This is a genomic window from Bacillus sp. GW823-FHT06A11 (assembly GCF_058795355.1).
Genome location: NZ_JBXAHS010000009.1, coordinates 837 through 15,552, shown reverse-complemented (window position 1 = coordinate 15,552; position 14,716 = coordinate 837). Strand labels below are relative to the sequence as shown.

Sequence of the window (14,716 nt, the reverse complement as noted above, 5' to 3'; positions counted from 1 at the left end):
GAACAATGTAGCTTACGTTACATTGTTCTTTGATGCCTCATGATCTAAACGTTTTTGTCGTGCATTACTGATGCGTTCCGCTACGACTTCTTTTGCCATCTTCACACTTTCCATCTCTTGTTTATCAGTCGTAATAATGCTATCTACACCCTCTAAAAAGAAATAACCATTTAATAATTCAATTAAAACTTGTGTATTTCTATCCGCACTATTTGCACCAAGACGTATTTTTGTTAGCTCACTTTTTAACACATCGTGTAAGTTATTCGATACTACTTCCGTTATATAATTTAGTGACCATTCTGTACTTTTGGCTGCTTCATGTTCCTTGCAAATTCTTCCCATCGCTTCGCCTGTATATCGAATTCCGTGTTCTTCCATATAATCCTTTATATAATCTTCTGTCGCTTGATCCATCGTTACTTGCCTTCTAATTGTACTCATTTAATAACCCCTCTCGTTTTGATATGCACTTTCTTTTTGCATACGTTCGTAGTACTTTTGGTTCTTCCAACTTTCATATTCACTTTTAAAAGCACCCTCCACTTTTTTCATAGAGTACTGAATAGATACATTCTGCTGAAATTTTCGAAACGGCTTTGATTTTTTCATGTGATGGATTCTCTTTTGTTCTTTATCATATGCTTTCATTTCTTGTAAAAAAGCGTTCCCCATTCTTTTATACAGGTCATTGATTTTATTCGTTTTATAATTTTCATATTGTTTCTTATCATACTTCCCTTCCCCATATGCTTCTTTAAAAACTTGCACTTCTTTATCTAACTTTTGGAGAAACTGTTCGTAATCTTTTTTATGATGATGTTGAATGTATCGCCTGCTTAATTCATGAATTTCTGGCTTTAATGGTTGAATGGTATTGTAGCTATATTGCCACTGTCTTTTATCACTTGGTAACTGTTTATAGATTTGTAAAAACAACGGTTTCAAATGTTGATTGCGCCAATTAAAAACGGAATCCTCTTTTTTACTTCCCACCATGTTATTTCGAATTAAATCGTTAATTTGTTTTTGTTCCAGCTTACGATCTAACAAATTATTTATGACTTTTCCCTTCATCGCATCTAATGTTTTCGGCTTTCTTTTACCACGTTCTCTCGTTGGGAATGGTTCAACAGTTGCTACATGTATGTGAATATTATCTGTATTAAAATGAATGGCTGCCGACCAAATAGAGCTCTTTTCCAATCCCTCTCTTTTTTGCATTTCCTTCATCGCAAGCCGTGTTACATCCATCAACTTTTTTTCATCCAATGTTTTTGTTTTCTCATCATAAATGCCTTGTTCTTCTAACCAAGGATTATGAAAAGAAATGACATCTTGCCACATGATACTTCCATTTTCGTGAGCGGTTTTAAACATTTCCTTTAAGGATTTTTTCTCCCTTTCTGTTAAACGGTTTGCATGTTCTGTAAACAGTGCCGATGTCTTTTCTGGATTCCCCATATAATCTTGATACGTTTCAAACATTTTCGGATTCAGCTTCACTTCACCTTTCGCTTCCTCTCGATCTACATACTCGATATAGTTCTGAAACGCATCGGAACTTGGTAACACAAATTTCGTTTTCAAAACAACACCTGGTGTGACTGATGATTGAACAGGGACGGTATTACTCATTTTCAACATCCTGCATCATCATTTGAATAAACTCATTCATTTTTTCCATTGCGCTATAACAATCACTCATCATATGGATGTTCTTTTCAATCAGATTTTCCAATTCCATTTCCCTTTTATTTTGTTGCTGAAAAAATGCCAACATTTCAATTTGAGCTTTCAAAAATTTTTGCCGGGATAATCCGTTCCGCTTTGCCATTTCATCTATTTTCTTTACGGCAATTGGATCTACTTCTCTTATTCTAATTTCCACTTTTCCCTCTCCTTTCTGCAATTCTGGGTAGAGATCAAAAAATAGTGAGAAGAGCATAAGGGGTTTTTGTTCCCACCTAAGGTGTGAAGCTAGGCGGAGCCTAGCAAAACGATGGGAACAAGAAAAACTGCAAGGTGAGTACTCACTGATGACACAAATTAAACTGATGAGTACTCACTGACGATACAAAAACCAACAGATGAGCACTCAATAAGTACTCAAATTTCACTGGTGAGTACTCACTGACGACATGACTTTTTTCACTTTTTATTTATTTCTTGTGCCTTTTGCTCTAATTTTTCGATCTTTTCTCGTGCAATTTTTTGTTCGCCTTTAAACAATTCAACGTTCTTTTCTGATGATTTTATTTTTGATTCTAAGGATGCTATTTTTGATTGTGTTTCCGTTTTTTCTGCTTCCGTTTGGTACTTCATTTCATCTTGTAATTCTTTTACTTTTTCATAAACTGTCTTCGCATTTTCTTCTTCCAGTTTAATTGCTTTCCCATAATTTTTTATCTTTGTTTCGATATCCTTTTTGTCTCTTTCTATAAAATCTAGCTCATATGTTTTTTTATCTTCAGCTATCAATTCGTCATTCGCTTTTGTTTTTCTTTGATCGGTAAAAATCGTCTGAACTAATTTATTCGGGCTTTTGGTTGCTGCATTTTCTTCTTCATATTCGTTCACATCTAGTGTAAATTTACGAATATCCATTTGTTCTTTCTCACCATTTTTATTGTAAATATCGAATGCTAACGCTCCCCAATTCGGAGATATGTCTTTCACTTCTACTACGTATTTTCCGTTCTCCTCGTACAATACTTTGACAGGTAATTGAACACCTGGATTTGCTTTTTGCTGTGCTTTAAATGTATATCCTGTTTCCTCATATCCTTCTAATCGAAAGTAAATTTGTATAAAGTTTTTATGTGGATTGTATTCCCTTTTCTCTACAATCAATTTCCCCATACCCGACAACTTAATTACTTTATTTGTCTCTGTATGGAATAGTTTTTCATCGTTTGGCATGTAAATTTTTGATGTCAAGAAAGCGAAAAAACCCAAAAATAGAAAGCTGATAATTGTTAAGTAGATCCACGACTTATTTTTTCTTAGATTGATTCTTTCACTCTTCTTACCAATCGCTCCTATCACATTCTCACCCCACCTTTTTGGTTATAAAACTTTCATATTTAACTCTTCCACACTTGTAACTCGCCATGTTTCATTTTCTTTTTTCATGATGATTCGTAACACACTGTTTACTTTTTCTTCTCGATTTTGCGTTGAATCTGTCGTGACATTTATAAATTCTGCTAACACATTTACCTCCTCTTTATCGGGTTCATTTTCTTGTAAATAAAACTTCATTTCTATTGGTTTCGTTTTATACGTATCTCCTAATTCGTATTTATCAGTTGGATAAAATTGTTGTAATAGTTCTTCACTCATAATGGATTTTGCTATTTCTTTTCGCTCACTGTAGCCTTCTTTTTCTCGATGAAATGATAATTGTATAAACGTTTCGGCTGTCGATAAATACGCCCTTCTCTGTTGTTCTTGTGCGGAAGGAAGTACCTTATCCAATCGTTTTTTTAAGTCTTCATTTTGCTTTGTTAGTAATTCATTTGAAAGTTTTAACTGCTTTTCTTTGCCATCACTCATTGATTTTTTGCTCAAATAGATATTAAAAGCTGTTACACCTACAACTAAAATGACAAACACAATAAACAAGGATTTCCGTTTATCTTTCATTCTTTTAGTCTCCTATTCTTTCGGTTTTTAGAACCTTCTTACATGACCAGAAAAGACCTTTTTCCAATACGGATTATTTAAATCTTCAATAGAAACACCTTTATTTGTTTGGCAACCAATGAAAGTATTCTTATCAATTACAATGCCCACATGTCCGTCATGTTTGTAGGTATCAAAGAAAATAACATCACCCGGTTTCATGTCATTCGCTGATACTTTTGTACCGATTCTATTTAATGTTTCCGTACTTACCTCTCCTATTGGGCTGGTATACATTCCTACTTGTTCGAATGCCCAGCGTACAAAACTACTACAATCAAAAATCCCTCTTGCAATGTCATTTGTGTTACGTCCTCCACCAAATACATATGTAGAACGTCCTATCCATTGACGACCTACATCGGCAACTTTTGAACCGCTACTTCCTCCACTTCCTGGATTTCCTCCACCACCAGAAACGACAGAACCCGGTTGATAATATTTCAAAACCGCATCGACGTACAGGATATCGCCATAACACGCTTGATACGGTACGGCTTCTGGTCTAAGACAATGATACATACCCGTGTGGGCTACTTTTTTGTATTGTTCCTGTGAGAATTTTATCGCTAATTCCTTTGTATATTTACCACCATTTGAGTTCACAAAATCAAAAAATCCTGTTCCGAAGTTGTACGCTTGGAGGGCTGTTTTGATATGATCCATGTCACCAGGACTCGTTACACCAGCTCTTTCTATCGCATGTTTAAACTCCTGTACGCCAGCCCATATGCTGTAATCTGGATCTGTAATACAGTTTGGTGATTTACAATATTTCGTATTAAATGCGCCTTCGGAACTCTGCATCGGATCACTACCACGTCCTCCGCTTTCTTGCATCATTTGTGCAAGCATTAAAGCAACAAACGGTTCTACACCAAAGGCTTTCGCATGCTTCCGAATAGTTGGCTCCCATTTTAAAACTTCGGGCGAAACATTCATGACTTGCCCTTCACCTGTATACGTAATATCACCTGTGTCTGTTCCACTATCGCTCCCCATTGCTGCTATGAAAATACTAACCACTCCAAGTAAAAGAAAAGAAAAAAGACCCATCACAAGTAGCGCTAAAGTGATGAGCCATTTCTTTGGTATAACCTTCAAAACTAGATGCATGGTATTAAGCACCTCCCCCGAATAACATTAATTCTTCGTCCGTTACCTCTACATGGAAGTGAATGTTTTTTACAGCCCCAATACTTAAGATGACATCCCCTGTTGGCAAATGTGGTATCGCTGCAATTTCACTTTCACTTAACTGTCCTGCGAATACTTTTCTCAACATATCTAAACTGTTATTATCTTGCTGCATAATAAATTTGTACTGTGTAAGTTCAAATAGCTTTTTAATTTCATCAATCATTTCTTGCGAAGATCCTTCCGGTACAAAATCTCGAATTGTATGACTTGCATATAAAAGACCTGCAAAGTATTTTCGATCTTCACGACTAAGTTTTGTTAAAAATTGTAGCGCATGAGCGCTTTCTTTTTTCGTGTTGATGATATGATGCGCCTCGTCAATAATAATAAAATAACGAGTTACATCTTCAAAAGCAAGTTGCTTTTTGTTAAAGGCTTTTAATTGAGGCGCACCATTTGAAATCATTTCATCCCAAAGGAGATTTAACACATTAAAGATCTGTGCCTGGAATACTTCTGGTTTAAAGCTGGATATATTCCGTAAGGAAAAGGATACAACTTGTTCTTTCTTGAAATCTTCAATTGAAGTATGACCATCAAATAATTCTGCATATGCTTCTACTAAATTTGTAAGATTTAATTCAATTAATTCTAAACGATGAATTCTACTGTCTCCTAAATTATCATGATGCTTTCTAGCTTCTACATCTTGATATAATTCTTTACGAACAAACATTAAAAAGTCAGAGAAAATCGGATATTCTTTTGATTTTCTTGTTGTAATTTCATTTTTCGCTCCTTTTTCGTCATTCCATAATCCTATACGAATATATAATTTACGAAGCAAATTTTCATATTCTTTAATTTCATCATCTTTTGCTTCTGGCGCAATGAAACGATAAAAAATTGTCAATTTAGATAGATGTTGAGTGAAACTAACTTCTTCAAGTTCTGCTGTTTTGTACACTTGAAGTGGGTTAATTTGACCTTGAGAACCGTCTAATGAGATGGTCTTTCCTCCTAGTTCTTTCACTGTATCTGTAAACTCTTCTACAACATCAAATATCCGAACAAAATGACCCTTACTTGCATAATCCACACTTTTCTTTTTTAACAATGTTGATTTCCCCGCACCAGACTTCCCAATCATTACACCGTTATAACTCTTTCTTTGATTGTCTTTATGGAAGATATCAAAAATAACATTTCCTTTTGTTTTCGTTGTTCCATAATACGTACCGTATGGATCATGCAAATAAGAATAATGAAACGGACACCCACCAGCCAAACTGACTGCCGGAATTTCTTTCCCTTTTCTTCGGTTCACATAATTTTTTTGTGTATCAAAGCTCGTTACGAGTGCATCCCATTCATACTCTTGTTCGTTTAAAAAGACAGCTCCTCGAAAGTTATAAGATTCTAATGTTTCCAGGATTTCTTTTACTTGTTTTTCTAGCTCATCTATTGTTCTAGCGGAAACATAAATACGAATGTGAATACGTTTCATGACCTCACCTTGTTTCAAATCCGTATAGAGAGCTTCCAGCTCTAAAAATTCATTTTTCGCATCGATCCGATCTATATTATCCTTCGCTGTATCATGCCGAACACTTTGTTCACTCATAGATTTATTAATCGATTCAACAACTTCATTTCGATTATCACTCATGACATCTAATGTTGTGATCACATTCGGCATATTCATAATTTGTTCTAACCAAAAATCATTTACCTCTGTTGGATAATCATAGACATGAATGCAAGTACCTAATCCATCACCTGTTTGAAAATAACTTTCTTTAAAACTAATTCCCCCTTGTGGCTGAACTCTAGCCACTAAAAAGGGGTTGTAGCCTTTCTTCTTTTTTAGTTCCTCTTGTTTTTCTTTTTTAGATTTTTTACTCTTGAACGCAAACATATTATTGCCCCCTTACTACCATATATTTTTCGTTCCTAATTTTGCATTTTGATTAAACAATTTAAACATAAGCTCTAACTTTTTCTCTTCATCCACCTCTAATAGTTCAGTAGAGCGCTTGATATATCGTTTTGCTGCATCTACACGTTCTTTTACGATTAATTCCGTTTCTCCATAAATAAATAAGAAGGCTTCACGATTGGTTCTGCCCCATTCTAAAAACTGAAGTTCTTTTAACTTTTGATTTAAAATTCGTTCATACAAAGGACTGGTACATTCTTTAATTTTCTTCTCTATATAACGTTGTTGTTCGGTTGTTTGACATGGAAAGTTTAAAAAAACGAGTTTAATGGACTGTTTGTAGGCTTGATAAAAATACGCATGTGAGAAAATGACAAATGCTTGTTCATCGCTATTCTTAGAGAACATATCGTCACCTTCGACTTGAAGAATTTCTAAAAACTCCTCATTTTTCAGTTCAAATATGCCATCCTCCGTCATGTCTACAATTTGCATAATTTCCGCAATACTTTTCTTTACCTTTGGTGGCGCTTCTTTCTTTTTTCTAGATAAAAAACCTAACAGTTTTGGATTTTTCTTTTTCGAAGTGTCTTTCTTTGGCTTTTCTTTCTTCTGTTTTTTTACTTTTGGTTCTGCCTTTGTTCTTTCTTCTTTCTTTTTGTCGGGTACCACCTTCACAATTTCTTTTGGTTCAGAAATTGATTCTTTTACGTTTTTTTCGTTAAATCGAAATGCATTTTTCTTCGGTTTTTCTAATTGTTTTGGCTCTTCTTTCTCTACATCTTTTTCGCTGAATAACGCCATATGTGATCCCTCCCTTATTGATCGTTATCAATGGCGCAATATGCACCTTTCCTTCTTAGCAAAGTAATAATCAATACTTCATACATTCGTTTTTGAGGATTCGTACTTGGTCGCCAAATCATGATAATTGCAATAGCTACCATGAAAAGAATAAATGGTAACTGAAAGGACTCATGTACGAAGTTCCTAAGAATCATCGTTACAACTAATAAACCAATTAATAAAAAGAAATCTATTAAATAAAGCACTTTATTAATCCGTAATTCTGTACTGATTTCCTTCGGAATCCGATAGCTTCTCATCGGGATTCCCTCCTTTTCGACAATAAAAAATAAGCGTACGATTACGCTTATTTTTTATCCGTATTCTTTTTATTTTTGTTTACAATATCTCTCCAACTTTTACCCGTATTTTGACCCATTTGATAAAAACGCTTTGTATTTTGTACCGTTTCAGAAGTATTAATTCGTTCTTGTACTCCTCTTACTTTTTGTTTTACCGATGATGTAGTATTTTTAACCTTTTCGGTTGTATATTGTCCTAATGTCCGTGTTTCCTGGCTTCTACTTGCTGCCACTTCTTTATCACTTTCATAAGGAATAATTGGGCTACTATGTGTCACCGTTACGATGTCGGCTGATGCCGGGCTTCCTCCGCTTGATGCTGATTTTGGCGCTTCCACTGGTGCCGGGCTACTTCCACTTGGTACTGATCTTGGTGCTTCCACTGATGCCGGGCTTCCTCCACTTGGTACTGATCTTGGTGTTTCCATTGGTGCCGGGCTTCCTCCACTTGGTACTGATCTTGGTGTTTCCATTGGTGCCGGGCTATCTCCGCTTGATGCTGATTTTGGCGCTTCCATTGGTGCCGGGCTACTTCCACTTGGTACTGATCTTGGTGCTTCTACTGGTGCCGAACTACTTCCGCTTGGTACTGGTCTTGATGCTTCTACTGGTGCCGGACTACTTCCGCTTGGTACTGGTCTTGATGTTTCCATTGGTGCCGGGCTTGATGTTTGACTTCCTTCACTTGCTCCTTGTCTTACTGTTCCTGGTGTTTGACTTCCTTCACTTGCTCCTTGTCTTACTGTTCCTGGTGTTTGACTTCCTTCACTTGCTCCTTGTCTTACTGTTCCTGGTGTTTGATTTCCTTCATTTGCTCCTTGTCTTACTGTTCCTGGTGTTTGACTTCCTTCATTTGCTCCTTGTCTTACCGTTCCTGGTGTTTGACTTCCTTCATTTACTCCTTGTCTTACTGTTCCTGATGTTTGAACTCCTTCATTTGCTCCTTGTCTTACTGTTCCTGATGTTTGATTTCCTTCATTTGCTCCTTGTCTTACTGTTCCTGGTGTTTGAACTCCTTCATTTGCTCCTTGTCTTACTGTTCCTGATGTTTGATTTCCTTCATTTGCTCCTTGTCTTACTGTTTCTGGTGTTTGAACTCCTTCACTTGCTCCATTTGATTTTCCAGCCTCTTTCATTTCATCTTGAAGACTTGTTGTTCCTGATTCTTGCCCATTTGCTACCCCAGGGGTTTCGTTCCCTCCTTTTTTCATGTCTTCTTGAATAGATGGCGTACCACCATTCTTTTTATCTTTTTCCTTATTTAAGTTACCTTTTTCTTTTTCTTTTTTTGCTAAATCATTACCATTTACTTTTTTCTGATCCGCTTTTTTCATTTGATCTTGCAAGGACTCTTTATTTTCAGACTCATTCCCTTTTTTCAAACCACTTATAAGACCAGCCACGCCACCTGTTGCCATCGCTGCCGCACTTGCTGTTTTAACTGCTGCAACACCCGTTCCTTCTGCTGCACCTTTCGCTCCTTTTCCAATCATATTTCCGAGACTCTTCATAGGTTTTGAATTTGCGAGACTGCCAATTCCTTTACCAAGTGCGAAACCACCTACTAACATGCCCCAACTGCTCTTTAATCCAATATCTATTCCAAATAACCTTTCTACGACTGCCGGACCATCTAGAACTGCCATACTAAATGCCGCTAATGCAATCAGATACGGTACACCATTTAATTTGTCATGGACAAATCCCGTCCCAATTAGATATAGCTTCAAAGATAGGAATATCATAATCGTTGCTATAAATATATTGAGGATATTAGATAATACAGCTTTTAACTTTTGACCATTCGCAACATCGGCTGGTGCTAATATGTTCGCTAACAAGTAGTTAAATGCTAATTCATAAAATAACCTAGCTAGTTTAATACTCACCAATAACAAAGTTAATCCTGTTATCAGTAAAGTAAAGAATATATTCCAAAAGTTCCAGTGCCAGCGATAATACTTTTCTGGAAAGAAATCAAACCATCCATCCTTCAATTCAGCTAAAGATGCAACTCCTAACGCATCCATCACCCTTTTATTCTGTAGGATTTTTTGACCACCATCTGATAAATCCTTGTCTTTTGTAAATTTGAAATCGGAATCAATTTTTTCTGTAATATCTATTTGTCTAATATTTTTTTCTGGAATATTATTTTTCGGATTCAGATCTTCTTTCTTTTTCCATCCATTTTGGTCTATTACTGCAATATCCGTTATGTTCTTCTTAATAATTTCATCACTTAAGGAACCTTTTTGTTCTGATTTTACAACTGCTATGGCATCATCGGTGAACTTATCAACCTTTGTCATACCAGTACTTAATAAACAAAGTACACTCAATGTTATAAAAATATTGATGATAATTTGAGAACGGTTCATTTGTTTGTTCATAATGAACATATAGCCAATATATAAAAACGATATGGCTAAAAGAACAACAAACAATGGATATAACATATCAACAAAATTTTGTATTTCCGGTGAATTAAAGAATCCTTTAATCCCCAGTATGGCATCTGTCACACCTTCTAAAGCATCTACAACTAAAGATAAGCCTACAATTAGAAACCATCCTAGCCAACGTAATACATAATTCACGATGTCTCCTACTTGAAGATAATCCGAGAACGTTTCTAAAACCTTTAAAATCTCTTCATCTTTCACGATTTACCCTCCTCTCATACTTGCTATTGTCCCAATACTTCTTTTGCTGTCCAACTCACTCTTTCATTTAATCTGTCGATACGAATAATCAATTTCCCTTTTTGTTCCCGATCTACTGAAAGGAAAAGAACCGCATCTTCTAGACCAAGAATTACCTCATTTTCTTCTGTCACAAATGGCGAGTAGCTATCTAAAATCAATTGCATTTTATCCGTTATTGTCGGTACACACATTCCCTCTTCCTCCTTTATGTTTGGAATCAAAAAAGCACTCAATTATTTGAGTGCTTTCTAACTTGTTACTTTTTCTTCTAAATCCCGTAAGATTCGATTAATCTTGTTTTCGACTGCTTGATACACACTTTTGTCGATGTGGTCATTGTGAGCTAACATTTGAAATTCACTGTAAAACTCGCCCATTTCTTGATTTTCAACCTCATCTATTGATTTACCTAATTGCGCTAAAAAGAACTTATCAACTAGTTTCAAAACCGCTAAATCAGATTCAAAAAATTCATTAACCGTTTTTTCCTTCCAATTTTCAATGGAGAGAGAATCAAACGGGCTATCTTCCTGCTGAAACGCCTCTTCCGGAATCTCTTCATCAATTCCCATCATTGTTGGTTCTTCTACTGGCTGCGGTGTCTCTATTTGGGAAGAAGCTTCTTGTTTTTGTACTTTTTCTGGTTCTGAAGTTTTTTTCTCAATTTGTTCTGCTTTTCTCTGTCCTAGAAAATCTACAATAAGTGATTTTGGATTTACATCATCATGTAGAGAATCAATATCTATATCTAAAATAGATTTATCTGTATCGAATTCTACGCCTAAGTACTCCCATCTGTATTTTAAGGCTGTTTCTCCCGTATTATAAATTGGGCGAGGTCTAATCCGTTTTCTGTTATTATCCTGACGTTTTATAACACGAATAACGGCACTTTCACCTTCTTTAAAATTCATAAGTTCATTTGCTGTTAACAATGGTCGTTGATCTAGACTTTCCGTTTTATTTTTATCAGTAGAAAGACCTTTCCCACTTCGGGAAGATAGATTAATCGTCTGATTCCCTAGTTTTTTAGAAACTTTTTCGGCGGTTTCTTGATCGTTAGTTAGAATGTAAATTGTATTCCCACAGTTTCCATCAATCGTATCTGCATCCTCACCATACTTATTTTTCAATTGTGCATATGCCTGGATTACAAGGTTAAAGCGAACATTTCTACCAAGACAAACCGTGATAATATTTGCCATTCCTTCAATACTCGGCATATTTCCAAACTCATCTAAGCAAAAAACCACTTCACGGTGACATTTCCCTCCACGAGCGAGGGATGCACCCTTTGCCAATATAAAATAAAGCTGCCTTACAAAAATAGAAGCAATCACATGATTTGAAGAATCAAAGTCTGGTGTAATCATAAAAATAGCGACTGGTTTATCGAAATAGTCCACTGTTATTACTTGTATATCTTCATTTTCTTCTACTACTTTAAATTCTGTATCACCTGTCTTTTCATCTATTTTCATAATAGAAATAGATGTTTTCTTTTTCTTATTTCCTTTTTCATTAAATTGAATGGTATCCCCAACTTTTATTACTTTCTTAAAATCTAATGCAAAACGTCCCGTAATATCTGATTTGATAGACTCCTTTGAGCCATCCGGAAATACAATTTCTATTCGTTTTCTAGGTGTCACTTTTCCTTTTATTGTTTTTCCAAAACCTACACGTTTTAAATCCACACTATTTTTTGCGGTCATTTTAGCGATTTCATCAAATGTAAAAATAGATAAACCGTTCATTGTTTGTGTAAAAATACCACCTCTAGCTTGCCCTTTTGAGAAATTAGAAGTTGCATATTGCATTTTCGCAACACTGTCTGATGGTAAATTCTCAAAATATAAATCTAAAGCATTTTTCGGCGGTTCCTCTGGATCTATAATTATTTCTTTCGAACCAAGTTCCGATAGCATGTTAGCTACTGCATACATCGTTATTTTTTCTTCCGTTCCTTCTGCAATACATTTATCTGTTATGGCTAAAATCATGGCGTTACATAAGCTCATAGCGCAATCTTGCCAAAAAGGATCTTTAACACCTGGTTTATAATACAAAGTGTGAGAGAGTGTTTTACATAGTGCTTGCGCTGTTGAATAATCTCCATCTTTATAAGCATCTTTGACAAGCTGCAATAAGTTATAACTCATAGAATCAAGTGGAGTTAATAAATTCAAAACTTCAATGTGATACCCTCGTTCTTCCAGCGTTTCTTTTGATGCGCTGAACAATTCCCCCTTTGGATCGTTAAAAATTAAAGATGGCTTATGTTCCGCTCTAGAATAGACATCAATTGTAGGAAATACAAAGGTTTCTCCTTTACCAGAGCGTGTTGTACCAATGATTAAATTGTTTACCGGGCTATCATCAATAAATACCTTGTCACCTAATCGGGAGATAACTACACCACCGCCACCTTTAAATGATTCCTCTCGATCTGGTACAGCTCGGTACTGCTTTTTCAGCTCCTCAACTGTTGTAAAACGACTAGATCCTTTCTCATGATTATTTAAGTTTTTAAAGGAAGATTTCAATTTATACACTGTTCTCGCTATAGTTCCAATCACTACAAGGAAAACAAGCAAGTAGTATATTGGATGCTCTGCAATTGGCATCCGAAAAAGAAATCCTACCTCCACATGAAATGGTTTAGGATGTAATAAATCACTAAATGTTGTTTCTATCAGCTCTAAAGATAAGTTGAGTAAAAAATTAGCGATCAAAAACATGCCAACAAACAAAAAAGCACTCAATGGAATGAGTACTTCTTTTTCAGCTAATTTATATTTGATTGATATCTTTTCACTATACATATCAAAGAATCACCTCTGTTCAATCTAGCCACACGTATTACTTCTTTAAGCCGAAGCCCGAATCATAATTATATTTCTCATATTCTATTATCTTATCGAAGTCATTCGTTACATCTAAAGATATGACATATCCAAATTTCTTAGTAATTTGTTCATCTGTTGGCATTTGTTGAAAACTTGCTATTACTTTTATATCGGAATCCTTCATTTGTTGAAGAAAGTATATAAAATCTTCCTGACTTAAATAATTGGTTTCATCTACAATTACATATTCATATTGTTTAGCTTTATTTATTACATCTTCTGTAATTTTAAAATTCCCATACCCTTCACTCGATTCACATTCCAAGTGTTGTAGAGTCACATGACCCGTTTTCTTCTCAAATTCTTCGTCTTCGTATTCTCTCGTTGGATCTAACACTAAAACTTTTGATAAACTTAAAGCCATTTTCTTCAGTTCCCTCGTTTTCCCTGTTCCCACTCGACCTACCACCATTAAACTTTTATCTAGACTTGAAATTTGTACTAAATTTGCACTATTAACAAACATCTATATGACCCCTTTCAAATTAAAAAGGTACTCTTTTTATGAGTACCTTTTTGGCAATATCAGTTGATTTTTTTGTAGACAAATAATAAAGTTCTTTAAAAAATAATAAAGTCGTTTAATTCCTCGACACTTATGAAGCCAATCTGATGATAAATTTTTGCATCTTCTTTATCAATTTTGAAAGGATTTTCTTTATTTAATAAATAACCTTTTGCACAGTCAAATTGGCTTTTATAAAGCACCATTACAGGTTTTTCTCTACTAGGATTTTGAATTTTCGAGACTTCAACTTTTGTATAATCACTCTTTAATTCATAAATTTTATCATCATCCAAAGTAACATAAATAGTATGGGTATTAAACGGAATTTTCATTGTAAATCCTCCTTTTTGAATAACTTTATTTTTTATTTTAGTTCCAATTAATCGTGGTATCAAAGGTTTTAGACCTTGTTTTTAAAAGACTTTATTATTTCTAATCATTTTTCTTTATTTACTCGCTACCATCTTTTCATTTTGTTTCAGAACTGGCTTTTCTTGATTCGTTGGTTTCTCTGGTTCTGTTGGTTTTTCCGGTTCTGTTGGCTTCTCTGGAGTTGTTGGCTTCTCCGGTTCTGTTGGCTTCTCTGGTTCTGTTGGCTTCTCTGGTTCTGTTGGTTTTTCCGGTTCTGTTGGCTTCTCTGGAGTTGTTGGCTTCTCCGGTTCTGTTGGCTTCTCTGG

General features: G+C 35.2%; 14 protein-coding genes and 1 pseudogene. All 15 read right to left on the bottom strand.

Annotated elements, in window-relative coordinates:
• Nucleotides 1–12: 12 nt before the first annotated feature.
• Nucleotides 13–444 carry a hypothetical protein gene (locus AC1Q8L_RS26865; protein WP_097947073.1) on the bottom strand — a complete coding sequence of 144 codons (432 nt, stop codon included), beginning with the start codon at nucleotides 442–444 and terminating at the stop codon, nucleotides 13–15.
• Entirely contained in the window at nucleotides 445–1,638 is a 1,194-nt protein-coding gene (mobP2, locus tag AC1Q8L_RS26860; protein WP_431170709.1) for a MobP2 family relaxase, read from the bottom strand.
• Nucleotides 1,631–1,891 (bottom strand): hypothetical protein, encoded by a 261-nt coding sequence (locus AC1Q8L_RS26855; RefSeq protein ID WP_086424292.1) that lies wholly within the window; start codon nucleotides 1,889–1,891, stop codon nucleotides 1,631–1,633. Before AC1Q8L_RS26855 ends, mobP2 begins: the two co-directional genes overlap by 8 nt.
• A 260-nt stretch (nucleotides 1,892–2,151) precedes the next feature.
• A complete protein-coding gene (locus tag AC1Q8L_RS26850; protein ID WP_492339524.1) occupies nucleotides 2,152–3,048 on the bottom strand; it encodes a hypothetical protein in 897 nt (298 codons plus the stop codon).
• A gap of 21 nt (nucleotides 3,049–3,069) precedes the next feature.
• A complete protein-coding gene (locus AC1Q8L_RS26845) occupies nucleotides 3,070–3,648 on the bottom strand; it encodes a YddI family membrane protein (protein ID WP_492339523.1) in 579 nt (192 codons plus the stop codon).
• A 27-nt stretch (nucleotides 3,649–3,675) separates the two neighbouring features.
• Complete coding sequence (locus AC1Q8L_RS26840; RefSeq protein ID WP_492339522.1) at nucleotides 3,676–4,803, bottom strand: bifunctional lytic transglycosylase/C40 family peptidase; 1,128 nt, start codon at nucleotides 4,801–4,803, stop codon at nucleotides 3,676–3,678.
• Between the two features lie 4 nt (nucleotides 4,804–4,807).
• A complete protein-coding gene (locus AC1Q8L_RS26835) occupies nucleotides 4,808–6,745 on the bottom strand; it encodes a VirB4 family type IV secretion system protein (RefSeq protein ID WP_492339521.1) in 1,938 nt (645 codons plus the stop codon).
• 15 nt (nucleotides 6,746–6,760) lie between these two features.
• Nucleotides 6,761–7,570, bottom strand: a complete 810-nt coding sequence (locus AC1Q8L_RS26830) for a TraC-like domain-containing protein (protein WP_492339520.1) — start codon at nucleotides 7,568–7,570, stop codon at nucleotides 6,761–6,763.
• A 14-nt stretch (nucleotides 7,571–7,584) separates the two neighbouring features.
• Nucleotides 7,585–7,872: a DUF5592 family protein gene (locus AC1Q8L_RS26825; protein WP_001258281.1), complete on the bottom strand. Its 288-nt coding sequence runs from the start codon at nucleotides 7,870–7,872 to the stop codon at nucleotides 7,585–7,587.
• A 47-nt stretch (nucleotides 7,873–7,919) separates the two neighbouring features.
• Nucleotides 7,920–10,580: a pLS20_p028 family conjugation system transmembrane protein gene (locus tag AC1Q8L_RS26820; protein WP_492339519.1), complete on the bottom strand. Its 2,661-nt coding sequence runs from the start codon at nucleotides 10,578–10,580 to the stop codon at nucleotides 7,920–7,922.
• A 23-nt stretch (nucleotides 10,581–10,603) separates the two neighbouring features.
• Nucleotides 10,604–10,813 carry a hypothetical protein gene (locus AC1Q8L_RS26815; RefSeq protein WP_016128119.1) on the bottom strand — a complete coding sequence of 70 codons (210 nt, stop codon included), beginning with the start codon at nucleotides 10,811–10,813 and terminating at the stop codon, nucleotides 10,604–10,606.
• A 57-nt stretch (nucleotides 10,814–10,870) separates the two neighbouring features.
• The gene (locus tag AC1Q8L_RS26810) at nucleotides 10,871–13,447 is read right to left on the bottom strand and encodes a VirD4-like conjugal transfer protein, CD1115 family (protein WP_098312025.1); all 2,577 of its coding nucleotides are present in this window, start codon (nucleotides 13,445–13,447) and stop codon (nucleotides 10,871–10,873) included.
• 37 nt (nucleotides 13,448–13,484) lie between these two features.
• Nucleotides 13,485–13,997 carry a DEAD/DEAH box helicase family protein gene (locus AC1Q8L_RS26805; RefSeq protein ID WP_098312024.1) on the bottom strand — a complete coding sequence of 171 codons (513 nt, stop codon included), beginning with the start codon at nucleotides 13,995–13,997 and terminating at the stop codon, nucleotides 13,485–13,487.
• A 95-nt stretch (nucleotides 13,998–14,092) separates the two neighbouring features.
• A complete protein-coding gene (locus AC1Q8L_RS26800) occupies nucleotides 14,093–14,371 on the bottom strand; it encodes a hypothetical protein (protein WP_081144037.1) in 279 nt (92 codons plus the stop codon).
• 114 nt (nucleotides 14,372–14,485) lie between these two features.
• Nucleotides 14,486–14,716, bottom strand: a pseudogene (locus AC1Q8L_RS26795) (hypothetical protein); the annotation flags it as partial.

Excerpts from the sequence above, each read along its gene's own strand:
- AC1Q8L_RS26830 (WP_492339520.1), bottom strand. The coding sequence starts at position 7,570 with ATGGCGTTATTCAGCGAAAAAGATGTAGAGAAAGAAGAGCCAAAACAA.
- AC1Q8L_RS26835 (WP_492339521.1), bottom strand. The coding sequence starts at position 6,745 with ATGTTTGCGTTCAAGAGTAAAAAATCTAAAAAAGAAAAACAAGAGGAA.
- AC1Q8L_RS26810 (WP_098312025.1), bottom strand. The coding sequence starts at position 13,447 with ATGTATAGTGAAAAGATATCAATCAAATATAAATTAGCTGAAAAAGAA.
- AC1Q8L_RS26845 (WP_492339523.1), bottom strand. The coding sequence starts at position 3,648 with ATGAAAGATAAACGGAAATCCTTGTTTATTGTGTTTGTCATTTTAGTT.
- AC1Q8L_RS26840 (WP_492339522.1), bottom strand. The coding sequence starts at position 4,803 with ATGCATCTAGTTTTGAAGGTTATACCAAAGAAATGGCTCATCACTTTA.
- AC1Q8L_RS26865 (WP_097947073.1), bottom strand. The coding sequence starts at position 444 with ATGAGTACAATTAGAAGGCAAGTAACGATGGATCAAGCGACAGAAGAT.
- AC1Q8L_RS26825 (WP_001258281.1), bottom strand. The coding sequence starts at position 7,872 with ATGAGAAGCTATCGGATTCCGAAGGAAATCAGTACAGAATTACGGATT.
- AC1Q8L_RS26805 (WP_098312024.1), bottom strand. The coding sequence starts at position 13,997 with ATGTTTGTTAATAGTGCAAATTTAGTACAAATTTCAAGTCTAGATAAA.
- AC1Q8L_RS26815 (WP_016128119.1), bottom strand. The coding sequence starts at position 10,813 with ATGTGTGTACCGACAATAACGGATAAAATGCAATTGATTTTAGATAGC.
- AC1Q8L_RS26800 (WP_081144037.1), bottom strand. The coding sequence starts at position 14,371 with ATGAAAATTCCGTTTAATACCCATACTATTTATGTTACTTTGGATGAT.
- mobP2 (WP_431170709.1), bottom strand. The coding sequence starts at position 1,638 with ATGAGTAATACCGTCCCTGTTCAATCATCAGTCACACCAGGTGTTGTT.